We start from the raw sequence: 21,374 nt of genomic DNA on the forward strand, positions 1-21,374 counted from the left end.
TTTCATATTTTACTCATTGTAAAATATGAAAGGCTTTTATTTTGAGGTGGGTTTTGTCCAAGTCCCCTTTTAATGTTATAACGGTTTTTTATGCAAAGTAAAATCAATTTTATCTGCATCCCGAATCGTTATCGTATAAGTACCACTCACTTGATCATGATGAACGTCAATATTTTCAAGACGCTTATCATAGCGGAATAATATTTCCCCTTCAGCCGATTTATAAATTACATTTAAATCATCACGCTTCACTTCAAAAGTAGGGGTGAAGTCAGGGTTACGGTCTGTAAACTCATTAATAAATAATTTTGCACCTTGTTCAACAAAATCATTACGATTCTCAGGAGGAGCAATGGCTTCATATATATTATGTACAGATGCATCTAGCTCAATATATTTGCCATTTTCAAATTCCTCATCAATCACTTTTTGTAGGTGGGGCGTTTGTTCTTCATTAATCGATTCCGCAATTTTCTCATATAGCTCTTTCATTAGCATCTTTGTTTTCTTCTTATCTGATGCAATCGGTGTAGCCTGTAAAAACGTCTCCATGAAAAACTTCGCCGGTTCTCCATCTGATTGTCTATCAAGCACATAAACGTTTTCTTCAAGCGGATTATAGTTCATGCGAATGAGCGCACATTTTTGCACACGGCTAGAAGCGTCAGGTAAAATATTTTCAATTGTAGTTAAATTTAACGTTTCCAAATCAATTTGAACGGCTTCTTTCGGATCGAGCTTTAAAAATAAAATATAGGGCTCATCAATAATTTCAATATGTGCCACAAACACAGAGCCATTACTGTTTGAAACATTTTGCATAATTTGATATAGCTTATTCGATAAGTCGTTCGCTAAAGATATAAAATGGGTGTCGTCCGGATATTCTACATAGCGATTAATCTTTGTAATAATATCATTATCGCGGTCTAAAAATTTACACGCAACTGACTTAGGACTGTTCAATGTCGCATCTATATACGATTCAAAAAAGTTGCTGTAAACTTCTGATTGTATTGCAGATAAATCCATCGTTTGACTGGCAGAGACGAAACGGCTTTGTTCCATATCAAGCAATGTTACAGCGATACGTTTCATTTGAATTGCCAATGTTGTTTCTACTTCATTCATCATTCACTAACTCCTTTTAATTCCGATTTTTCAAGTATAACGGACATTGAATTGTTTTGCACGAACGAAAGAGATTTTACAAAGGGGAACATATGTGTTATTATAGTTAGGTGCTATTGTAGATAGTGCTATAAATGAATTGGCATTTCTGCTAGTGTTTTTGAAGATACTTATTCACACTGGCGCAAGCTTAAGGGCTGCAAGGACATAGTAGCAGGTTGGGACTATGTTGCTTAAGTTAGAGAAGATTAGTAGAATTTTACCGCGGTTAAAACTGGAGCTATGCTACTCCGAATAAAATAAAATTCCCCGGACGATCGGGTTGAGACTTTCATTTATTTATATTGCTATCTATTAAATACTAAAGGGGTTCCCAAGCTATATTGGGAGCCCCTTGTCCAATTTATAAGGTAGTTTTGGAAGCGTAATTGTGAAATAAACGGAGAAATTCCGTTTATTTGCTGATAATTTTTAAAAACCGCCAAAATAGACGGAGAAATTCCGCTTATTTACTTAAAAAACTAGAATTTAGGTGTTATTTTCATGAATAAGCGGAAATCATACCTTTATTTATCGCTAATTCTGAGCGATTTTATAAATAGCCGGAAATCTTCCGCTTATTTTAGAGTGCTTGTTGGTAAGTAGTAAAAAACCACCCAAAAATTTGGATGGCTGCGAAAGAAATAGTATTAGTCCGTGAAGCATAAAGAAGTCATATAACCAAGCATTAATAATAATCCAACACCCATAACAATGTCCATTTTTTAAAAACCTCCCTTAAATAACCTACAATATCTTCCTTTTTATTGTACAATGATTAATAGAAAGATGAAACCTTTTCGTATTTTATTCGTATAGATTTAATAACAGTGTTAAAAATTATACATAATTTAAGAAGGTGATAAACTTGAAGAAATGGATTTACAAATCTCTCGTTGTTTCCGTCGCTTTATTATCGTTTGGTTTAATTACACCCAATCATGAAATCTGGGCAAATTTCGAAGAGTCACGTCATAATCAATCGACATTAGACCGACCTAGTGACAATCATATTGCATCTGCCTATCAGCTTGATGATATTTTAGTTGATGAAAAACCATTACCAACAACCGACTATTTTGTTTCCGCGGCAAAAGAGCAGTCTTACATAAAGTTCGGTACAAGAGTCGGTCCTGTCATTGAACAGGAGTTTGAAACAAAAATCTTCCCGAAAATTGAAGAAGCAATTGCAACGACTATTGACCGAGTGGGTGAAGAAAAGCTTCGCAACTTGTCAATTACTGAAAAGCCAAGTGGCGACTATGCAGAAAAAATCTTCCACTTAGTAGATGCGAATTCTCAAAAAGACATCATCCGTTTCCATGTAAGAACAGAGAACCGTCCTTTTGAAGGCTATTATTATAATTTCCATTACCACACATATGAAGATAATTACTCAAAGCATTATAACCTTGGCGATATTTATTGGTCGAAAAACACACCGCCGAAATGGTTATCCTAACAATATTGCACACCTGTACTTGCTGCAGGTGTTTTTTTATGTCTAAAATCTATGATCATCAGAGATTTATTTAATAAATTTTTTCAAATTTAATATGTGCTGAAAATGTATTCCCTCATGGAAAATCGTTCTTATTAATACATGTTCAATCGTATTCATTCCCATGTCAGTTTGCGAGTGCACAATTTCTAATTTATCGGCAAATTTGTCTTTAATATCTTCAATTTGATTTTCTAAAAGTGTTTTTAGTTCTTTATAAGAAGGTGTTTCAGAGGTGAAATCGGTTGGAGATGTACCATATCCAAACCAACTATTATATTCTGATGGTGCATTGGTTTTTTCTTTAGTTTGTGTTTCTATCCATAAATATTGATCGAGATAAATATGTCCCATGTTCCAACGAATATTATTGTTAAACCGTTTTGGAATAATTTCAGCTTCTTCTACACTAACATCTTCCAATAAGCTAAGAGTGTCATTACGGTAACTTTTTAACTGGTTAAATAATATTTCATGTCTTTCCTTCATTAATAAAACTCCTTTCTATATAGCTAGTAAAATATTTCGTCAATAGTTAACGTATTTCCTTTTCAAATATGCTTTTACTGACTCTAAGATAGGAATTTTCATCCAGATGTCGTAGAGCATTTTCCTTTCTTGTTCTTTAAAATGAAAGTAGGGGGGATGAATGGGATGAATATGAAGAAATGGACAGAAACATTGCATATTGCACAATTTCGTATCGCACGACCAACGGATAAACTAGCACAGGTAGAACGTTTTTATTGTGAAGGTATTGGTCTTGAAAAACTTGGTGAATTTAAAGGACATCGAGGTTACACTGGCATTATGATTGGCTTGCCAGATGCATCGTATCATTTGGAATTTACCGAGCATATTGAAGGAAGCCCATGTCCCGCACCGACAGAGGATAATTTGCTCGTTTTTTATATGCCAGATCCTATACAAATTCAAGCTGTACAGACACGCCTTGATAAAATGGGCTATCCTCAAGTTCCACCGGAAAATCCATATTGGGAAGAAAAAGGTGTGACGATTGCAGACCCGGATGGCTGGCGAATTGTACTAATGAACACAGAGGGGATTTAATAGAATTAGAAAACAAAGCTCTGCGCAATTATTTTGTGTAGTGCTTTTTCAATTTATCCAACTATTTACTGTAAACTATAAAAATTACTGGTTCTAAAATAAGAACACTTGTTCTATAATGAAATAAAAAAGGACGGAGTGTATTTATGAAAGAGCAAATAATAAAAGCAATGCAGTACAATCAAACTCTAGACATTATGTACTTATCCAAAACTCACGCGATTTCAAAACGTCGTATCAAATTAATTAAAATTGCAGGGAATACCGTGCAGGCTTATTGTTTTACACGTCATGCAAAGCGTACATTTATTATAGACAACATTTTAGCAGCATACCCTGCTATTCAAAGGGTGAGTGTTGTTAATGCATAAAGAAATTATGAATTTTAGCGATGATATACACCGTTTTATTATTTTAGAGATGTTTTTAAAAACGCTTGACCGCGACAAACTGTACGTTTCGCAATTGAAAATGGGCAAAATTTTAGAAGAATGGTATGATCAAAAATCCCATGAGACATTTCAGGATTTGAAAAAGTTGAGGGATTATTTATATAAACAAGGATGTAAGATTGAAAAACAACGCTCAGATGAATTTGTGACGGAGTATTTTGTTTTGTTTAGAGGAGTAACAGAAACAAGAACTTACACGAACATCGCCATCCGTAACTGGGTATCCCACGAAATGAGACGGGTCCTTGGAATGGAATATTTAACACCTCAAGATAGAAAGTAAAAAAAGGGCAAAACAGAAAAAAGCCTTCCACCATATACGAGCGGAAGGCCATACATTATTCTTCTCTATCTACACCTAAAGCCATTTCTAATGATGTTAAAGATAAGATGGCTTTCATCATTTCATTATCTGCATATGAAACATCTGTTTTCACCTTATCGAATTTTGAAGGACTATAATTTCCTTCATCAAACATTTTACGCGCTTTTTCGGCTGCTTCACCTCGCCACATAGCGGCATTTTTCATGTTTGTTTTATATTCATTGAATTTCTCTTCATTTTCTTTAGATAAACCACTGCCATCGATTGATCCGATAGTTTTGTAAAGACTATCATAGCGTTGCTCCAGCTGTTTCATATTACCGTAAGCTGTATACACATCTACAGTTGTGCCTAGACCTTCAAAAGTAGGTTTCCAAAGCTCATTCCACGCTTTATCATACAAGCTCATCATAGTATCCACTTTTGGTTTTACGTCAGTTAAATATGATTTTTTTTCAGCTGCTAATTTATCAGCAGCTTTTTTGGCATCAGCATCAGCTTTCGCTTTTTTATCTGCTTCAACCTTCTCTGCTGATTCAGGTGTTGCTTTCTCGGAATCATCTTTTGTTTTTTCCTTACTTGCAGTAGCTTCCGCTTTTTCAGGTTCATTAGCTACATCCGTTCCATCGCTTGTCACACCAACACCTATAAATGATATGATTAAGACTAAAAATGCTATTCCACTATACTTAAACATTTTAACCGACTTTGATCGATTTCTTTTCACAATGTTAACAAATGCGCTGAGAATGCACACCAACATAACTAGAAAAGCTATAATTAATATGATTATAAATATTGTATCCAGTTTAAACACTCCTTTTCAATTTATTATATTACTATAAAGTAATTATCAGTGCACTATAAATATGTAAAGTTTAAAAAGTCGAATAATTTCAATAAAAAACCCCTCCGCAAATTAAATGAGCGAAGGGTGGTTAGGAGATTTACTTCAAAAAAGTATTTTACATCATTTTCTTTATTTGTCTTAATTCATTTATTAAATAATCCAGCTGTTTCTGCATATCTTTTGACTGAGTCGGCGGGGGGCCGGAATCACCGTTCTTAGATTTTTCCAAAGCATCCAGTGCGAGACCGGCAGCAAGTGTAGAAATTAAGTCTCCTAATGTAACGATAGAAGCTCCTATAAAAGCAAGTCTCGCTATTTGAATATCCTGAGCATCTGAGGACTGATCTGAATTTTTCTTGTTGTTATTCATTTATTTCCTCCTCACCACTAAATATCGATTGTCATTACATCATATGTAGAGAGCAGATAGGGCACAACCAATTAGCAATTAAATACAAAAGACCAGGACTCATAAGAGAGCCTGGTCAATGATAATTATTTTTTGTTCTGGTCGCTGTTACTGCTATAATGCTTGGCTTTAGTATCATCACTTGTTTTCTTATATTCCGAAAAATCTTCTTCTTTACCAGCTTCCATATTATAATTCGGTCTTGTATTCGCACGATTAGATGTGTTGTAGGAATTTTCCTCTACATCGTCTAACGGTTTCATAAGAATCGGAATCGATATAAGTCCTGCAATACCTACAAGAGCATAAACAATTCTTGATAATACAGATGTTTGTCCACCAAATAATGAAGCCACTAAATCAAACTTGAAGAATCCAATAAGTCCCCAGTTGACTGCACCAATAATGACTAGAACTAATGCTGTTCTATATAATATTCCCATTTTGTAACATCTCCTTTATTTTTTTTTGACTCGAATGTCCTGGCGTTTAAAACAAACAGGACTTCGTTTCTTAATCTTCATATATTTTCTCCGGAAACAGCTGATTTATACTATTTATATTCGATTAGGATTGTTCATTAAAAAAAGCCGACTAACATAAAATTTTGACTTAAAAAAAGGACAATTGCACAAACAAAAAGCGTTCATAACGCATATTAAATAATGAGGCGTACTACACTATATAGAGGTTACTGCTGCTTCCTGTTAGTAAAAGACGCGATTTTTAATAATTTTATTAAAAATTTAGTTTTTTAAGGTGAATTTTTATGTAACTCAAGGTATAATATTTGTATACTATAAGAAAAAGGAGGACTGCCGATGATAACCGGTCAGTTAGGGCGAGCATTCCAATTAGCGGAAAAACATAAGCTCGACGTAAGTACAGTTTTAGAATTAACGAAAGTGATTGCAAAAGAAGTAAATGGCTCCCAAAAAGTTGAGGAGAAGATTTTGCAACAGATGATTCAAATTTTAGAGAACAACAAAACGATTCTTAGGGAGGCAACATAAAAATTGATGCAAACTATTGAGCTCTACGATGATTTAGACACATTTGACTAAAGGCGCTACTCAGCAAATGAAATACGAGTAGCGCCTTTTATGTTGTCTTATTTTATAAATTTCCATACATAGTTCAAAACCTTTTTGCTTATAAGAGCTTATTTTTTAAATAAAAGCTTTGAAATAGTTTTCGTGAATTCTTCATATGAAAAAGACTTTTCTCCTCGCTGGTTATACCACTTTTGAATTGTTACTACTAGCCAAAACGGCACAGCATTTCCTTCAATTAAATGATAGTACTGCTCATAACCTTTTTTTAAATGTTCCCAACGATAATCATTGCCGGATTTTGTATATTCAGACACATCAATTATTTTTGCTTTTCCATTTTGAAGTAAAATGTTTCTCAAATGGATATCACGCGGGTTCAGCCCTTTATTCCGAATGTATTCTCTGGCCTCTTCCACTTCACTTACAACGTGCTGCGGGATAGGGATACCTTGCAAAATGCAGTCAAATAGCGTTTTTCCTTCTTCGTAACTTAAAACGAGGTATTCGTCGGATGAAGCATAACACGTTGGAAAGAAAGGTGATTCTCCTAATTGTTCATAAACCTTTGCTTCCAGTTTTACTTTTTCTACTTTATCTTGTGCATATAATTTAAACGCATAAGCGGGAGCAGAAAGAGACTGAAAAACGGCTGCATCTGTACCGACACCAATACACTTCAAATTATCCGCATCCCCAATTATAGTTACCGGCTGGTTATTAGGATTTGAAAAAACTTTAATTTTTGAAAGAGAACTTATATCTTTTTCCCATTCATTATTCATATAATCTCTCCGTTCATTTTCTGAATTAACGGGTCCACTTTTGTTTTATTTTTCTTCCGAGTAAGAATAACGCGACTAAGTAAAGGGCAATGATCAATATAATCTCCCAGTTTCCTGAAGCTATTTGATGTCCTGCTAGTGAAAAGGCTAAGATAGTGGGTAGCTTCCCTATAATTGTTGCGGCAATAAAGGCGATTACGTGGACATTAGAAATACCTGCAATTAAATTTACACCTGCGGAAGGTAGGATAGGGATAAGGCGCCCGAAGAGTACTGCTAAAAAGCCATTTGTTTGAATGAGCTCTACATATTTCGTCAAATATTGATGTTTTGTTAAGTATTTTAGTGCAACGCTTCGTAATAAATTCTTACTTAGTAAAAATAATAAAATGGATCCCGTAGTCGTCCCGAGCAGGTTAATCATCAAACCCGGCATAAAATCATGATGACTGGCAATGTACGCGGCCAGCACGGGGATAGGCGCAAATGGAATCATAGAAACTAGCACCATTATTAAAAACTGATAAAGCCATGCATACGGTTTTTCATTCTGTACGAGGTCTAAAATTTGTTGTTCCATATTATATCCTCTTAATAGTTATGTTAATATATTATCCGTTCTTTAATAAGACGCTCGTGTAGAGAAAAAGGTGCATTTAAAAGAAATAGCCTATATGTTTGTTACATAAATTATTTTTTATAGCTATAATAGAGATGAAATGAATTTGGAGGGTGTTTATCTTGTCGAATGAATTAGAAAAAACATATTTAGATTTTATGAAATACATTTTAGATAACGGGGTAAAAAAAGAAGACCGCACTGGGACTGGTACAATTAGCGTTTTTGGTTATCAAATGCGTTTCGACTTATCAAAAGGTTTCCCATTATTCACAACTAAAAGAACATCATTTAAACTAATTGCTAGTGAATTATTATGGTTTATTAAAGGTGATACAAATATTCGTTATCTTTTGCAGCATAATAACCACATCTGGGACGAGTGGGCATTTAAGAAATGGGTTGAATCGGACGAATACGAAGGCCCGGATATGACGGATTTCGGCCGTCGTTGTTTAGAAGACGAAGAATTTAATTTACTGTACAAAAAAGAACTGAAAGATTTCTGTGATCGAGTATTAACTGATGATGAATTTGCTGAAAAATACGGCGATTTAGGAAATGTCTATGGTAAGCAATGGAGACGTTGGACAGACTCTGAAGGAAATGAAATTGATCAAATAAAAGATGTCATAAACCAAATCAAAACGAATCCTGATTCACGTCGATTAATTGTAAATGCATGGAACCCAGAAGACGTAATAAATGCCGGTGCAAAAGGAAGTAAAGCTGCATTGCCTCCTTGTCATGTCATGTTCCAATTTTATGTTGCTAATAATAAATTGAGCTGTCAATTATATCAACGTAGCGGAGACACTTTTTTAGGAATTAATTATAATATTACTTCTTATGCATTGCTGCTTTATTTAATGGCTAAAGAGTGTAATCTTGAAGTTGGTGAATTTATTCATACAGTCGGAGATGCACATATTTATTTAAACCATGTTGAGCAAGTGGAAGAACAGCTGTCACGTGAGCCAAGAGATTTACCAACATTAACTATTAATACAGATAAGCAATCGATTTTTGATATTGAATTAGAAGATTTAACGATTGAAGGCTATAATCCACATCCATCGATTAAAGCACCGATTGCGGTATAAAGGGGAATAGAGATGATTTCACTAATTGTTGCACATGATGAAAATCGGGTTATTGGTTATAAAAATGAGCTTCCTTGGCACTTGCCTGGTGACTTGAAATATTTTAAAGAGATGACAATGGGCAAGCCAATTGTCATGGGACGAAAAACTTTCGAATCGATTGGACGCCCACTACCAGGTCGTCGTAATATTGTGATCACAAGAAATACAGATTATAAAGCAGAGGGAATAGAAGTTGTAGGAAGCCTTCAGGAAGCATTGGCACTTGTTCAAGACACTGAGGAAATCATGATTATTGGCGGCGCTCAAATTTTTGAACAAGTAATGCCGATAGCTGATAAGCTGTACATTACTTTAATCAACCATACATTTAAGGGAGATACTTACTTTCCAACCTACGACGATTGGAACAAAACTTCTTGTCTTGAACCAGTAAAGTCGGACGAAGGCTTTACATTCCAATACTGTATTTACGAAAAATAAAAATTAATGCCATTATTCTCCTTGAGAGCAATGGCATTTTTTGCTGGCATAAAAAATTGTTTGCCATTCCGAGACGCTTCCACAGGTGCGGTCTTACGAACGTTGATGGGGAAATCTTTTATGTATATTTTCATTTTTTAATAGGAAAACGTAATAATAGCTAATTAAAAATAATACTTCCAGTAACAATAAAGTACCCATTATAGTAGTGGCTAGCATGTTAAAGTAAGCACTTATACCTGCTAGAATGAATAGCATCATCATAATGTTAATTAGATTGTATAACAGCTTTTTATTCTTTTTACTATTTAAATCGTCCAATAGTTCTGAGATAATAGCAAATATTAAAAACATACCTGCAACAATAAACAGAAGACCACCATAAGCTATAATTGTTGCAAGTGAAGTTGAAAAAGCCATCGTTAACGGCGAATTACCTGTTACATTTAATAAGAAAAAGATAAAACTGTGAGCGATCATTATCATTACATAAGGTCTAACCTTTAACAGTCTTTGATTTGTTCTTCCCAATTCGATTATCCCAAAAAGTATCGATATGTATCCAATTATATTGGTTAAATAATAAGTCGCTCCGATATCCAAAAAACTTAAATTTGTTTTGAAGAAAACAAAGATTAATCCAACGAAAATATTTATCATAAATAACGTCTCCTCCTTTATAGTTAGTTTACATAACTAGAATCTACAAACCTTCTAACACTAACCTGCCCAATTAGTTGAATAACAGCATTTCATATTGTTCAATATTTTAGGCTCATCACCATAACATGGGGTTGCTTTTCTAATAAAATTTCACTTGATTGATTGGTGGGCTACGGCAAGACAGCGCTAAAGCCACGTGAAGTGTCTTTATCACTGCCTTTATTGCCGTTTGCGAGGCCCACCAATCTCAAAATTTTGCCCTCGTTATAAAGTGAAGTAAAAACAGCTAATCAAGCCGCTTGCGCTATCGCGAAGCGGAAGAGAGCGGAAATGCTATGTTTTATATCTTCATTTTTTGCAGAAATTTACTTTACCCCAAGTAGAGTGACACGGAGCTTAGGATGAGCCGCCAAAATACTCGCTTCAACGAAAAGAGTTGTGCGAAGTGTAGGGGCGGACTCCTTTGCGATTAAGCGTGCGCGGAAAATAGTTGCTCCTGTCGCTGCCGCTTTCGTCGCAAAGCTTTTTGACAAAAGCTTTGAAGCCACGCCGCCCGGAAAGCCTGCCCCGGAACGTAGTACAACGGACGCGAGCTCCAAAAACACTTGCTTCAACGTGTTTTCCCCGTAGCGTAGCTGAACGGAATTAATTAGAAAATATTATTTTTCAATTTTGTCATCCCCAACTTATGGTGATGAACCATATTTTAATATATATCCCTTATATTACCACTAAATTATTCATTCCAATATTCAATCAGCAAGTGTTTTAACAAGTGAATTAGCAAAGGCACATAAATTTATGTGCTCTTAATAATCTCTGTGATATTTGCGGTCCGTTGATATAACAACAAAAACGGGGACACCAATTCATATAGAATTGTATCCCCGAAAGCTGTGTTATTTATTGTTTTCTCACCATTAATCGAACCCGTTAGTTTTTAATAAGGTTAAATTAAGTATAAATACACGCAGGCAACCATACAACCACATCCCGCAATAACAAATAAATGCCAAATTGCATGGTTATAAGGTAACCGAGTCCAAGCGTAGAAAATGGCACCGAAAGTAAAAAATATCCCGCCATATAAAAGTAGCATAAACCCATCAAAAGTTAAAAAACTGTAGAGGGGACGAATGGCGATAATAATTAGCCATCCCATCGCTATATATAATACTAAAGATAATTTTTCAAACCGATGGATAAACAAGATTTTAAATAAAACCCCTAAAATCGCTAGGGACCATATAATACATAGCATGACAATGCCAAATGTTCCTCCGATTGCTATAAGTAAAAATGGGGTATAGGTACCTGCAATTAATATATAGATCGATGAATGATCTAAAATTGCAAAGATACGTTTATATTTTTCCGGCACACTATGTAATAGCGTTGACATTAAAAACAACAAGATTAATGAAGCTCCAAAAATGGCGTATGAAGTAACATGCAAGGCGGATCCATTTATTGCCGAATAGATAATAAGCAATACACAGACGGGAATACTAATTGCCAAGCCAATGCCATGTGTAATCGCGTTCCACAACTCTTCCTTCCAACTTTTGTAATCGAATGTATCTATTTTTTGCATCGTACATCACACTCCTCTTTATATTAGTATAGTACGAATTGTAAATAATTGTGATAGTTGAATGTCATAATGTTATACTACTATATGTCATAATAGAGTGATGATAAAGAGACATGTTTTGCTATGACAAATGTCATATTGGTAAACAAAAATGATTTCTTTATAATAGTAAGGAAGATAGAAAAAGGATGTGTTCTCTTTGAGTCAAATTCATATTGTAACGGACTCTACATGTGATTTAACAGATGCAGAAATTCAACAGCATGGAATCCATGTAGTACCACTAACAGTACAAATTGATGATAAAACGTATACAGATCGCGTAAACCTGCAACCGGATACATTTATCGAATTATTAAAAACAGCAAAAGAGTTGCCTAAAAGCTCTCAGCCTTCTCCGGGCGTATTTAAAGAATTGTATGATGAGTTAGGGAAGGATGGGGCGCAAGTTGTCTCCATTCACATGACAGGCGGTATGAGTGGAACATACCAATCTGCTAGCCAGGCAGCAGAAATGAGTAGTGCAGATGTTACAGTAATTGATTCACGCTATATCGCATTCGGGCTTGCCTTCCAACTTCGTGAAGCAATTCGATTACGTGACGCTGGAGCATCTGTAGAGGAAATTGTGGCAGGGGTTAACAAAGTCCGTGAAAACACACGTCTTTTCGTTGCACTGGATACATTGGAAAACATGGTGAAGGGCGGACGAATCGGAAAAGGTAAAGCGGTAGTCAGCTCATTGCTGAATATTAAACCGATTGGCCACTTGGATATTGGCGAAGTTACTATTTGTGCCAAACCACGAAGCTATAAGCAAATCATAAAATTTTTAATGAGTGAATTTGAAAAAGATACAAAAGGCAAAAAAGTAATGTCTGTAGGAATCTCTCATGCGAATTCAATGGATACATTAGTTAATCCATTAATAGAGCAAGTAAAAGCAACAGGCTTTACAGGAGAAGTAGAAGTAGCATTTACATCGCCGGTAATTAGTACACACACTGGTGAAGGTGCAATCGGCTTTATGTATTATACCGAATAAAAATAGGGTAATTCTAAAGGTCAGTACCTCTAGAATTACCCTTTTTATTTGTGATTGAGATTCTTTATGCAATTACTTACATAATATAAAATAATGATAATTTTCCATAGATCCAGATGTTTATAGGCAAATCATTCCTCATGGTGCAGAAAATATTTTATAATATAATATAAAGGGGGAAATTGTATGTGGCGGTTCTTACTCGCAACTTTGGCTGTTATTGTTTTGTCCGCATGCTCCATTACAGTTGACCCGAATCTAGTGGAAGAGCAATTAACCGACAATTCGAGTACTGAAAATAATGAGCAATCCAGTCCGGAAGATGAATCTGAACAAAAAACTACGGGCTTCTTCGATATAATAAATGATGTATTTCAACTAGATTGGTCCACTCGTAAAGAAGATAATGCTCAACCTATACAGTATTTAGCTTTAGGAGACTCATTGACACGTGGTGTTGGCGATGAAACCATGGAATATGGCTATACGATACGATTACAGGAAGAGCTTGAAAAATGGCCGATGATTGAATCGGTAGAACTTGATAACCGTGGGAAAAATGGTCGACGCAGCGATCAGCTTTTAGATTTATTACAGCGTGGACATTATGATGAGGAGCTGGCAGAAGCAGACCTTATCTCTATATCACTTGGTGGTAATGATGTCATGAAAATAGTGAAAAATAATTTATTTACAATGACTAAAACAATGTTTGACAAAGAATTACCTCGTTTTAATGAACGCTATGAACAGGTAATTACAGAAATACGTGAAATTAATGCCGATGCACCAATTATTCTAGTCGGTTTTTATAACCCTTTTTCGATTGTAGTAGATGAAGTAACACCTTTTGATCCAATTATTGCTGAATGGAACTACTCCATCGAACAATTGGCAGTAAAGGACGGAAAAGCATGTTTTGTAACTGTAGAGGATTTATTTGTGTCAAATGAGGATATGGTATATCATGTAGACTTCTTTCATCCGAACAGCACAGGATACGACCGCATGGCAGAACGCATTATTGAAACAATGCAAGCATGTAACATAGAAGAGATGTCAGACGGTTTAATAGGATTTGGGGAGTGAGTATATGAACAAATGGAAAGTAGCATTTTTATTACTAGCGGGCACAGTGTTATTAACACTAGCTACGGTTCTGTATCTTTTAACTGCAGATGGAAAACAAGTCACAGAACAACCTCCACTCCCGATAGAGGGCAATATATTAAAAGTTGAAACGACAGCAAAGGAATTTGAAGCAATTGCGAAACAATATTTAACAGCAGCGATGAAACAATCCCCAGTTCCTGTAGAAATCGTTATTGATGAGAAAATTTATTTATACAGTACATTAACCATTTTTAATTTCGACTTGCCGATTCAGATGGATTTCACCCCGGTTGTAAAGGACGGAAACATTGTATTGAATCAAGAGGCAGTCCATGTCGGGAAAGCAAATATACCACCGGAATTTGTATTGAAAATGATTGATGACGCGGTTGATTTTCCAAATTGGATTACGGTGAAGCCAAACGACGAGGAAATTTATGTAGATTTATCTCGTATTAATATTGCAAGCGGTTCAAGAGTCCGAGCAAAGGAAATTGATCTTCCTAATGATAAAATAGAATTAGAAGTAGTTATTCCAAACGAATAAAACTAGGAGGCAGATTTATGACATATGAAAAAGCGACATTTGCAGGGGGATGCTTCTGGTGTATGGTAAAGCCATTTGATACACAACCCGGTATTATAGAGGTTATGTCAGGCTATACAGGGGGACATGTTGAGAATCCAACATACGAACAAGTTTGCAGTGAGACAACTGGTCATTTAGAGGCTGTACAAATAACATTTGATCCAGCTATTTACCCTTATGAAAAATTAGTTGAGCTTTATTGGACATTAATTGATCCTACTGATGCGGGCGGCCAATTTTATGACCGCGGAGAATCCTATTCAACGGCTATTTTTTATCATGATGATGTTCAAAAACAAATTGCCGAACAATCAAAGGCGAAGTTGGAAGCAAGCGGGAAATTCAAAGCACCAATTGCTGTAAAGATTTTAGAAGCAAAGCCGTTCTATGTGGCTGAAGAATATCACCAACATTACTATAAAAAGAATCCTGCTCATTACGAGCGCTATTCCATTGGTTCGGGGCGAGCTGGATTTATTGAAAAACATTGGGGGTCGAAGTAAATGAATAAAGAAGAACGCTTAAAGCAATTAACAGAGATGCAGTATCATGTTACGCAAAATCAAGGAACTGAACCGCCATTTAGAAATGAATACAACGATGTTTTTGAAGATGGAATCTATGTTGATATTGTATCCGGGAAACCATTATTCAGTTCAAAGGATAAATATGATGCCGGCTGTGGTTGGCCATCGTTTTCAAAACCAATCGAACAAGTGGAAGTGACGGAGCATTTTGATACTTCTCACGGCATGCGTCGTGTAGAAGTTCGAAGTAAAACTGCCGATTCGCATTTAGGACATGTGTTTCCGGATGGACCACAGGAATTAGGCGGATTACGTTACTGCATCAATTCTGCAGCATTACGCTTTATTCCAGTTTCAGAATTGGAAAAGGAAGGTTATCCTCAATATTTATCAATGTTCAAATAAAAACAACTCGCTTATGGAATCCCATAAGCGAGTTGTTTTTTAATGTTAAATTTTAAATTCACTAACAACACTTCGTAAATTATCAGCTTGCGCGGCCAATTCGACAGCCGACGCATTAATTTCCTCCATCGAAGCCGAGCCTTGAGAAGCAGCAGCTGCACTGCGTTCCGTGTTAGCGGCTGTATTATCTGCAACCGCAGCAACATGAACAAAGGAAGAATTCACATCGTGACTATTGTGCAATGTTTGCTCAATTTGACCAACCATATGTGTTAAAATATCCGATGTTTTTTCTGTCTGTAACAAAATATTTTGCAAAGAATCCGTTGTTTCATTTGTTACTTCGACACCGCGAATTACTTTTTGTACGCCTGTTTGGTTTTGGGCAATGATGGATTTCACTTCGGACTGAATAGATCCGACAATTACTGCTACTTCACTTGCAGCCTGCTGAGATTGCTCTGCAAGCTTTCGTACTTCATCAGCAACAACGGCAAATCCACGTCCATGCTCTCCAGCACGTGCGGCTTCGATTGCAGCGTTTAAAGCCAATAAGTTTGTTTGTTCAGCAATTGCTGTAATGGTACTAATAATAGATGTAATATTTTCAGATTTACGGCCTAAATTTTCAACTGTTGCCGATGTAGTTGCCATCGTTTCTTCAATTTCTAACATCACGTTTGAAGATTGCGTAACCGAATTACTACCGAGATGTGCAGCATCCTTCATGTGTAGAGCGGCCTGTTGAACTTCCAATGCCTTTTCATTTAACTCATGCATCGATTGCTCAAGCTTTTGCATTTCGTTTGCTGCATTTCCGATACTAGTTAAAATCTCTGTGCTATCATTCGCAATATCCATCGTAGAGTCTGCAATAAAATCAATCGTACGTGCATTCTCATCTGCTAAAGCCATTAATTCCTGAGAACTGCCTGACACATTATCTGCGAGGTTAGAAACACGCTTTATTAATACGGATATAGACTCGATTAGAATATTTGTTGAGTTGGCAATTTCAGAAAATTCATCTTTAGTTTTAACATTTACACGACGTGTTAGATCGCCGCCAGCTTGTGCAATATCCAAAATGGACTCATTAATTGCTTTTGTATTTCTACGGATTGATTTAAATAGCATATAGCCCAACGTCATGGTCAATATAATCGCAATAAAAGCTAATACAAAAAAAGAAATTTTAGAGGCTAAAGCAAATTGCTCTAAATCCGTTATGGATTCCTCGTTACGTTGTTCTAAAATTTGAATCAATTTAGATGTATTATCATCAATATATGATTTGAAGCTTTGGCTTCCGCTATTTTGAAAGAGTTTTGCCGCATTTTCATATCCGTATTTTTGACGTACATCAATTGTAGATTTAGAATAGGATAAATAATTCGTATAAAATTGCTGAATTTGTCCAACAATCTTCAACTCTTCATCCTGATTTTCAAAGGATTTCTGAACAGATGTCAGATTGTTATGTATTAGTTCTTTCGTATCCTCATATAATTGCAGATACTTTTCGTCACCTGTAATTAAGTAGGTCTGTTCATGGCTTGACAGTTTTGCAATATCAGAAGCCAGGTTGTTAATTTGAAATTGCTGTTTTAAATTTTCATCTGCAAAACTACGCAAGCTATTTTGTAAGTTTGTTATATTAATATACGATAAAATTTGCATAGCAAGGATAATTGCCATTAAAATTGTAAACGCAATTAAAATTTTACCTCGAATGAGATGGAAGAAATGAAGTGGTTTTTTTGCAGTTTTCATTTTTTTATTAGTTTTTTCTCGTTTCGTACTTGATTTTTTTTTCTTTTGCATAAATTCACCATCTTTTCTGAAAAATCAATATTTTATTATAATACTACACTAATGGGGATTTTTCACTACAATAATGTAAAAATATATAAGTAGGAGGGAAAATATTGAAAAAGTCATTTTATCACTATGTATTAACATATAGAGGGGGAGAATGGTCTGATGAAAAAGTTCGTTTTGCTGAAAGTATGTTCATAGATCATTCATTTCCAAAGCAATCGGATAATTTCGAGGAGCTTTCGACCTATATTGAATTACAGGCAGACGAATATTTAACAATAAGTGCGTTTGATTCACTGTGGGATTTATATGAGGCTAAATTCAATTGATATTTTGCATACCCACGAATTTTTAGGTATAGTTGTACTAAAATCCGTAGATGTGAAATTGCTTACATTTGACAAAATATTGTATGTTTAACCAATATTTTTAAAAAGCAAGACGTCTAACGATTGAATATTTATACGAAAACGTTTACAATTTAGAAGAATTATGATGAAAAGAGGTTTTATAAATGAGCGTTCACATTAATGCCAAAAAAGGCGACATTGCAGAAATCGTATTATTACCAGGAGATCCGTTGCGTGCTAAATATATTGCTGAAACATTTCTAGAAGATGTTGTTCAGTATAATGAAGTGCGTAATATTTTAGGCTATACAGGTACGTATAAAGGTAAACGTATTTCTGTACAAGGTACAGGCATGGGTGTACCTTCGATTTCAATTTATGCGACAGAATTAATGCAAGAGTATGGTGTACAAAAATTAATCCGTGTAGGTACTTGCGGTGCGATCCAAAAAGATGTAAAAGTGCGCGATGTAATCATTGCTCAATCTTCATCTACGGATTCTAGTTTAAACCGTGTTATTTTTGGCGGTACAATTGATTTTGCACCAACAGCTGACTTCGATTTATTATTAAAAGCATACAATGCAGCAAAAGAAGCAGACTTAAACGTGCGTGTAGGGAACATTTTCACTGCTGATATGTTCTATTCAGATGAAGCACAAAACGAAAAATTAGCACAATACGGTGTGTTAGCTGTAGAGATGGAAACATCTGCACTTTACACATTAGCTGCTAAATTCGGTCGTCAAGCTCTTACAGTATTAACTGTATCTGACCACATCTTAACTGGCGAAGTAACAACTTCTGAAGAGCGTCAAACAACGTTCAACGATATGATGGTTATTGCGTTAGAAGCTGCGATTCAAGAGTAGGAATACAAAGGGTTTATCCATAACGTAATTTTGAAAGTGCCTAACAGGTGAAAACTTGTTAGGTGCTTTTTTAGTTGAATGAATCAATAGCATGTAAATAGAGGTATTCAGCGTGTTTCAAGTTTCACTCGTTTACTCGACTATCATATGAAATAAAATTGTGAGTTAATTAGGTAATAAAAAGACCAAATGGTAAATTAAAAAAATAATAGCAACTTTAGCAAATTCTTAGTCGTCTCACTTGTGAAGGGAAAATGATTCAGGGAGATTAAAAAATGTCTAAAATGAATCCTTTAGTTCTGATTGAAGAAATATACAATGAGCATTATGCGTATTTAAGAAACTTTTTAATAGGTCTAACTAAAAGTGACGTAATCGCTGATGATATTATTCAAGATTTTTTTACAAAAATATTAGTTTCACCCTCAGTAGTTACAGAAGTTAAGTATATGAGGAGTTGGTTAATAACAGGGGTTAAAAATACACTGCTAGATTATTATAAAAAGAAGAAGCCTGAGTTGCTACATGATGAGAATATTATTGAAACGTTGTTGGTTGATAATTATACACCTGAAGTAAGTGCAACACTTAATAACGAATTGGAAATAGTTTTAAGCAAGCTATCGACTTCTGAAAAAGCAATTATTATAGCAAAAGAATATTATGGTTATGATTACAATGAGATTAGTGATCTATTAAATATACCCGTATCCACAATAAAATCGATTGTGTTCAGAATGAGAAAAAGAATGATTAAAGTGAGGTAATTCTATGGATTCTTTCAAAAAAATACATCTTTTATCTCTGGAGTTGATTCCCATCATCAATGACCTGGATGATGAGCCGAGACAGGTTGTTTTAGAACATATCACTTACTGTGAAGATTGCCAAAAATTATATGATCGTACAGAAAACTTTAATTCCAGTATGCCAAAGCAAGAATACTCAGAGGATGTGGAGTTAAAGCCTTTAAAAAAATTAGTGCAGTTTAATAATGGATTAAAGTTATTACTTATTACTGTAAGAGCGTTAATTTTATTTTATATTGTTTACTCCAGCTTTAAATATTATGGTGTGGAGTCTGTAACATCGATGCTAGAGTATTTCAAATCTGGGATATTTTTATTTTACATACCAGCTGCCATATTCCTACTTGTATTTGCGTTTACATTCTTCAATAAAAAATGGGTCTGGATATCGTTGGTGATTGATTTAGTAATTATTTTATTTTTAGAAAAAGTGTTGCAGTTATTTTTATAAATGGAGGTGTTAAATTGATGTATTTTGTCATGTTGTTTGGATTGTTTTTAGGTATTATATTTTTTGCATTTGTTTTTATTGCTTCAAAAAGGAGCAGCAAATATTATTTAGCACCAGTCATTACCTTTTTGTTTTCTGGAATGATTGTGGCATACAGCCTATTTCTCGTTGGGGGATTCGAAGGAATGGGGTATTTATTTTTAGCAGTAGGATTTCTTGTCGTTAGTATTGTAGGGACATTGCTGTTACCGTTATTAATTCCTAAGGTTAAATCAAAATCGTTTAATAGAAAAGATAAAATTAGTTTGTTCCTTTTACCTATTCTATTTTTTGCAACAATCGGGATAGCCATAATTTCAGAAGATGGCTACTGGATTATTGAACAGTCAAGCGCTGCTCCTGTAGAAACAGAAGGTTACCGAATTTCCACTATTTCTGAAGGTAGCAAAGCAATCACTTTACAACTTGGGGAAAAATACCTTGGAAAAGAGATTGAAGTGAAAAAGGTAAGTAAACGAGGGGCGACAGAAATAATTTTGAAATTTGTAGATGGAGGGGATGATGATAAAGTTCCTTTTATAAAGATCGGTCTAAATGAAATAAACGAACCATTGAAAGTACAATCAACGGATGGCGATATTATTGAATCATTAGGGGGCACATGGGATTAAAGTTATCTAAAATTGAATAGAAATTATAGTTAGTTAAAGGGTAAGCCAGTCCAAATAATGGTGCTTAATGTACGCCAGACTAATAGCTTATGTAATGATAGAGGAGAAGTACTTGTATGTAGCTTTACGCACAAGTACTTTTCCTTTTTATAGTGTTCATAATACTAGTGATGATCGAGAAAATCGTAAATATAATCACCCAAAAGAAGAATGTTTCACCAAATGTTGTAAACGTAAGTATTGTTAATACGCTAAATACGATTAATGGAGCGATGAACCATTTTTTAAATAACAAATAACTTATTGATGAAACAGTATAAATGATAATAGGTAAAATTAAAAATACTAATAGAAATTCCATACTATCCTCCTAAAACATCAGCTTTTGCTAAAACTATGTTAATACTTTCTCGTATTAAAATTGTAACATAGGAAATTTATGGTTGATATAGTTTTAAATTTTTCATAAAAAAATTAACAGTATACAACGGACGAATTTATCGAATGAAAGCTTTACTATTCTTTTGCTGAATTGTATCAGATTTTGATAGGAAGCATTCAGTGTATCAAGTAACAAAAATCGCCGAATTTTCACACTATCTCAAATAGGGTATTTATGGTAACATGTAACTGAATCTTTCAAT

General features: G+C 34.8%; 29 protein-coding genes. 17 read left to right on the plus strand and 12 right to left on the minus strand.

All coding sequences use genetic code 11. The features are described 5' to 3' along the window. Positions 1–75 precede the first annotated feature (75 nt). On the minus strand, positions 76–1,131 hold the full coding sequence (locus H9635_RS04345; protein ID WP_191698928.1) for a nucleoid-associated protein: 1,056 nt from the start codon (positions 1,129–1,131) through the stop codon (positions 76–78). A gap of 907 nt (positions 1,132–2,038) precedes the next feature. Between H9635_RS04345 and H9635_RS04350 the strand changes: the two genes are divergently transcribed. After that, positions 2,039–2,632 carry a YpjP family protein gene (locus H9635_RS04350; protein WP_191698929.1) on the plus strand — a complete coding sequence of 198 codons (594 nt, stop codon included), beginning with the start codon at positions 2,039–2,041 and terminating at the stop codon, positions 2,630–2,632. A gap of 66 nt (positions 2,633–2,698) precedes the next feature. On the opposite strand, the gene H9635_RS04355 is transcribed toward H9635_RS04350, so the two are convergent. Continuing rightward, positions 2,699–3,160, minus strand: coding sequence for a DinB family protein (locus H9635_RS04355; protein WP_191698930.1), 462 nt, complete (start codon positions 3,158–3,160; stop codon positions 2,699–2,701). A gap of 171 nt (positions 3,161–3,331) precedes the next feature. Here H9635_RS04355 and H9635_RS04360 point away from each other — a divergent pair, with 171 nt between their 5' ends. The 3 genes from H9635_RS04360 to H9635_RS04370 all read left to right on the plus strand — a co-directional run bounded on the left by H9635_RS04360 (position 3,332) and on the right by H9635_RS04370 (position 4,477). Then, complete coding sequence (locus tag H9635_RS04360) at positions 3,332–3,742, plus strand: VOC family protein (RefSeq protein WP_191698931.1); 411 nt, start codon at positions 3,332–3,334, stop codon at positions 3,740–3,742. Between the two features lie 170 nt (positions 3,743–3,912). After that, positions 3,913–4,113: a transcriptional regulator gene (locus tag H9635_RS04365; RefSeq protein ID WP_404828826.1), complete on the plus strand. Its 201-nt coding sequence runs from the start codon at positions 3,913–3,915 to the stop codon at positions 4,111–4,113. Next, complete coding sequence (locus H9635_RS04370) at positions 4,106–4,477, plus strand: hypothetical protein (RefSeq protein ID WP_191698933.1); 372 nt, start codon at positions 4,106–4,108, stop codon at positions 4,475–4,477. Before H9635_RS04365 ends, H9635_RS04370 begins: the two co-directional genes overlap by 8 nt. A gap of 55 nt (positions 4,478–4,532) precedes the next feature. Here the strand turns inward: H9635_RS04370 and H9635_RS04375 are convergent, their stop codons facing one another. From H9635_RS04375 to H9635_RS04385, 3 genes are all read right to left on the minus strand, one after another. Continuing rightward, a complete protein-coding gene (locus H9635_RS04375; RefSeq protein WP_225231118.1) occupies positions 4,533–5,156 on the minus strand; it encodes a hypothetical protein in 624 nt (207 codons plus the stop codon). Between the two features lie 328 nt (positions 5,157–5,484). Beyond that, entirely contained in the window at positions 5,485–5,739 is a 255-nt protein-coding gene (locus H9635_RS04380) for a translation initiation factor 2 (protein WP_191698935.1), read from the minus strand. Positions 5,740–5,864: 125 nt separating this feature from the next. Next, positions 5,865–6,221, minus strand: a complete 357-nt coding sequence (locus H9635_RS04385; protein ID WP_191698936.1) for a DUF378 domain-containing protein — start codon at positions 6,219–6,221, stop codon at positions 5,865–5,867. 378 nt (positions 6,222–6,599) lie between these two features. Between H9635_RS04385 and H9635_RS04390 the strand changes: the two genes are divergently transcribed. Continuing rightward, positions 6,600–6,791: an ABC transporter permease gene (locus H9635_RS04390; RefSeq protein ID WP_191698937.1), complete on the plus strand. Its 192-nt coding sequence runs from the start codon at positions 6,600–6,602 to the stop codon at positions 6,789–6,791. A gap of 149 nt (positions 6,792–6,940) precedes the next feature. Here the strand turns inward: H9635_RS04390 and H9635_RS04395 are convergent, their stop codons facing one another. Beyond that, positions 6,941–7,615 carry a serine/threonine protein kinase gene (locus H9635_RS04395; protein WP_191698938.1) on the minus strand — a complete coding sequence of 225 codons (675 nt, stop codon included), beginning with the start codon at positions 7,613–7,615 and terminating at the stop codon, positions 6,941–6,943. Between the two features lie 25 nt (positions 7,616–7,640). Then, positions 7,641–8,195, minus strand: a complete 555-nt coding sequence (locus H9635_RS04400; RefSeq protein ID WP_191698939.1) for a TVP38/TMEM64 family protein — start codon at positions 8,193–8,195, stop codon at positions 7,641–7,643. 161 nt (positions 8,196–8,356) lie between these two features. On the opposite strand from H9635_RS04400, the gene H9635_RS04405 reads away from it, so the two are divergent. Both H9635_RS04405 and H9635_RS04410 read left to right on the plus strand, forming a co-directional pair. Next, positions 8,357–9,337, plus strand: coding sequence for a thymidylate synthase (locus tag H9635_RS04405; RefSeq protein ID WP_191698940.1), 981 nt, complete (start codon positions 8,357–8,359; stop codon positions 9,335–9,337). Between the two features lie 12 nt (positions 9,338–9,349). Next, positions 9,350–9,820 (plus strand): dihydrofolate reductase, encoded by a 471-nt coding sequence (locus H9635_RS04410; RefSeq protein WP_191698941.1) that lies wholly within the window; start codon positions 9,350–9,352, stop codon positions 9,818–9,820. A 93-nt stretch (positions 9,821–9,913) separates the two neighbouring features. On the opposite strand, the gene H9635_RS04415 is transcribed toward H9635_RS04410, so the two are convergent. The 3 genes from H9635_RS04415 to trhA form a co-directional block, all read right to left on the minus strand. Then, a complete protein-coding gene (locus H9635_RS04415) occupies positions 9,914–10,480 on the minus strand; it encodes a hypothetical protein (protein ID WP_191698942.1) in 567 nt (188 codons plus the stop codon). Between the two features lie 368 nt (positions 10,481–10,848). Then, positions 10,849–11,097: a hypothetical protein gene (locus tag H9635_RS04420; protein ID WP_191698943.1), complete on the minus strand. Its 249-nt coding sequence runs from the start codon at positions 11,095–11,097 to the stop codon at positions 10,849–10,851. A gap of 335 nt (positions 11,098–11,432) precedes the next feature. Continuing rightward, a complete protein-coding gene (trhA, locus tag H9635_RS04425) occupies positions 11,433–12,077 on the minus strand; it encodes a PAQR family membrane homeostasis protein TrhA (RefSeq protein ID WP_191698944.1) in 645 nt (214 codons plus the stop codon). Positions 12,078–12,276: 199 nt separating this feature from the next. Here trhA and H9635_RS04430 point away from each other — a divergent pair, with 199 nt between their 5' ends. The 5 genes from H9635_RS04430 to msrB all read left to right on the plus strand — a co-directional run bounded on the left by H9635_RS04430 (position 12,277) and on the right by msrB (position 15,756). Next, positions 12,277–13,122 carry a DegV family protein gene (locus tag H9635_RS04430; RefSeq protein WP_191698945.1) on the plus strand — a complete coding sequence of 282 codons (846 nt, stop codon included), beginning with the start codon at positions 12,277–12,279 and terminating at the stop codon, positions 13,120–13,122. Between the two features lie 186 nt (positions 13,123–13,308). Next, entirely contained in the window at positions 13,309–14,211 is a 903-nt protein-coding gene (locus tag H9635_RS04435; protein ID WP_191698946.1) for a GDSL-type esterase/lipase family protein, read from the plus strand. Positions 14,212–14,215: 4 nt separating this feature from the next. Further along, positions 14,216–14,782: a YpmS family protein gene (locus H9635_RS04440; protein WP_191698947.1), complete on the plus strand. Its 567-nt coding sequence runs from the start codon at positions 14,216–14,218 to the stop codon at positions 14,780–14,782. A 17-nt stretch (positions 14,783–14,799) separates the two neighbouring features. Next, entirely contained in the window at positions 14,800–15,327 is a 528-nt protein-coding gene (msrA, locus tag H9635_RS04445) for a peptide-methionine (S)-S-oxide reductase MsrA (RefSeq protein WP_191698948.1), read from the plus strand. Further along, positions 15,328–15,756: a peptide-methionine (R)-S-oxide reductase MsrB gene (gene msrB / locus H9635_RS04450; RefSeq protein WP_191698949.1), complete on the plus strand. Its 429-nt coding sequence runs from the start codon at positions 15,328–15,330 to the stop codon at positions 15,754–15,756. It abuts the gene before it with no gap. Between the two features lie 45 nt (positions 15,757–15,801). Here msrB and H9635_RS04455 read toward each other — a convergent pair whose 3' ends face one another. Beyond that, the gene (locus H9635_RS04455; protein ID WP_191698950.1) at positions 15,802–17,580 is read right to left on the minus strand and encodes a methyl-accepting chemotaxis protein; all 1,779 of its coding nucleotides are present in this window, start codon (positions 17,578–17,580) and stop codon (positions 15,802–15,804) included. A 104-nt stretch (positions 17,581–17,684) separates the two neighbouring features. Between H9635_RS04455 and H9635_RS04460 the strand changes: the two genes are divergently transcribed. The 5 genes from H9635_RS04460 to H9635_RS04480 all read left to right on the plus strand — a co-directional run bounded on the left by H9635_RS04460 (position 17,685) and on the right by H9635_RS04480 (position 20,730). Continuing rightward, positions 17,685–17,906 (plus strand): YozE family protein, encoded by a 222-nt coding sequence (locus H9635_RS04460; RefSeq protein WP_191698951.1) that lies wholly within the window; start codon positions 17,685–17,687, stop codon positions 17,904–17,906. A 185-nt stretch (positions 17,907–18,091) separates the two neighbouring features. Next, positions 18,092–18,799 carry a purine-nucleoside phosphorylase gene (deoD, locus tag H9635_RS04465; protein WP_191698952.1) on the plus strand — a complete coding sequence of 236 codons (708 nt, stop codon included), beginning with the start codon at positions 18,092–18,094 and terminating at the stop codon, positions 18,797–18,799. Positions 18,800–19,074: 275 nt separating this feature from the next. Beyond that, positions 19,075–19,566 (plus strand): RNA polymerase sigma factor, encoded by a 492-nt coding sequence (locus H9635_RS04470; protein ID WP_191698953.1) that lies wholly within the window; start codon positions 19,075–19,077, stop codon positions 19,564–19,566. 4 nt (positions 19,567–19,570) lie between these two features. Continuing rightward, entirely contained in the window at positions 19,571–20,059 is a 489-nt protein-coding gene (locus H9635_RS04475) for a hypothetical protein (RefSeq protein ID WP_191698954.1), read from the plus strand. A gap of 17 nt (positions 20,060–20,076) precedes the next feature. Beyond that, the gene (locus H9635_RS04480) at positions 20,077–20,730 is read left to right on the plus strand and encodes a YesK family protein (protein ID WP_191699417.1); all 654 of its coding nucleotides are present in this window, start codon (positions 20,077–20,079) and stop codon (positions 20,728–20,730) included. 124 nt (positions 20,731–20,854) lie between these two features. Here H9635_RS04480 and H9635_RS04485 read toward each other — a convergent pair whose 3' ends face one another. Further along, positions 20,855–21,091 carry a DUF2651 family protein gene (locus tag H9635_RS04485; protein WP_191698955.1) on the minus strand — a complete coding sequence of 79 codons (237 nt, stop codon included), beginning with the start codon at positions 21,089–21,091 and terminating at the stop codon, positions 20,855–20,857. Positions 21,092–21,374 lie beyond the last annotated feature (283 nt).

Source organism: Solibacillus faecavium, from assembly GCF_014836905.1.
GTDB lineage: Bacteria > Bacillota > Bacilli > Bacillales_A > Planococcaceae > Solibacillus > Solibacillus faecavium.

Bases quoted from the DNA above. Each gene is read 5' to 3' on its own strand.
- H9635_RS04345 (WP_191698928.1), bottom strand. From the start codon at position 1,131: ATGAATGAAGTAGAAACAACATTGGCAATTCAAATGAAACGTATCGCT.
- H9635_RS04355 (WP_191698930.1), bottom strand. From the start codon at position 3,160: ATGAAGGAAAGACATGAAATATTATTTAACCAGTTAAAAAGTTACCGT.
- H9635_RS04360 (WP_191698931.1), top strand. From the start codon at position 3,332: ATGAAGAAATGGACAGAAACATTGCATATTGCACAATTTCGTATCGCA.
- H9635_RS04365 (WP_404828826.1), top strand. From the start codon at position 3,913: ATGCAGTACAATCAAACTCTAGACATTATGTACTTATCCAAAACTCAC.
- H9635_RS04370 (WP_191698933.1), top strand. From the start codon at position 4,106: ATGCATAAAGAAATTATGAATTTTAGCGATGATATACACCGTTTTATT.
- H9635_RS04380 (WP_191698935.1), bottom strand. From the start codon at position 5,739: ATGAATAACAACAAGAAAAATTCAGATCAGTCCTCAGATGCTCAGGAT.
- H9635_RS04385 (WP_191698936.1), bottom strand. From the start codon at position 6,221: ATGGGAATATTATATAGAACAGCATTAGTTCTAGTCATTATTGGTGCA.
- H9635_RS04390 (WP_191698937.1), top strand. From the start codon at position 6,600: ATGATAACCGGTCAGTTAGGGCGAGCATTCCAATTAGCGGAAAAACAT.
- H9635_RS04395 (WP_191698938.1), bottom strand. From the start codon at position 7,615: ATGAATAATGAATGGGAAAAAGATATAAGTTCTCTTTCAAAAATTAAA.
- H9635_RS04400 (WP_191698939.1), bottom strand. From the start codon at position 8,195: ATGGAACAACAAATTTTAGACCTCGTACAGAATGAAAAACCGTATGCA.
- H9635_RS04410 (WP_191698941.1), top strand. From the start codon at position 9,350: ATGATTTCACTAATTGTTGCACATGATGAAAATCGGGTTATTGGTTAT.
- H9635_RS04415 (WP_191698942.1), bottom strand. From the start codon at position 10,480: ATGATAAATATTTTCGTTGGATTAATCTTTGTTTTCTTCAAAACAAAT.
- trhA (WP_191698944.1), bottom strand. From the start codon at position 12,077: ATGCAAAAAATAGATACATTCGATTACAAAAGTTGGAAGGAAGAGTTG.
- H9635_RS04435 (WP_191698946.1), top strand. From the start codon at position 13,309: ATGTGGCGGTTCTTACTCGCAACTTTGGCTGTTATTGTTTTGTCCGCA.
- H9635_RS04440 (WP_191698947.1), top strand. From the start codon at position 14,216: ATGAACAAATGGAAAGTAGCATTTTTATTACTAGCGGGCACAGTGTTA.
- msrA (WP_191698948.1), top strand. From the start codon at position 14,800: ATGACATATGAAAAAGCGACATTTGCAGGGGGATGCTTCTGGTGTATG.
- msrB (WP_191698949.1), top strand. From the start codon at position 15,328: ATGAATAAAGAAGAACGCTTAAAGCAATTAACAGAGATGCAGTATCAT.
- H9635_RS04455 (WP_191698950.1), bottom strand. From the start codon at position 17,580: ATGCAAAAGAAAAAAAAATCAAGTACGAAACGAGAAAAAACTAATAAA.
- deoD (WP_191698952.1), top strand. From the start codon at position 18,092: ATGAGCGTTCACATTAATGCCAAAAAAGGCGACATTGCAGAAATCGTA.
- H9635_RS04470 (WP_191698953.1), top strand. From the start codon at position 19,075: ATGTCTAAAATGAATCCTTTAGTTCTGATTGAAGAAATATACAATGAG.
- H9635_RS04475 (WP_191698954.1), top strand. From the start codon at position 19,571: ATGGATTCTTTCAAAAAAATACATCTTTTATCTCTGGAGTTGATTCCC.
- H9635_RS04480 (WP_191699417.1), top strand. From the start codon at position 20,077: ATGTATTTTGTCATGTTGTTTGGATTGTTTTTAGGTATTATATTTTTT.
- H9635_RS04485 (WP_191698955.1), bottom strand. From the start codon at position 21,091: ATGGAATTTCTATTAGTATTTTTAATTTTACCTATTATCATTTATACT.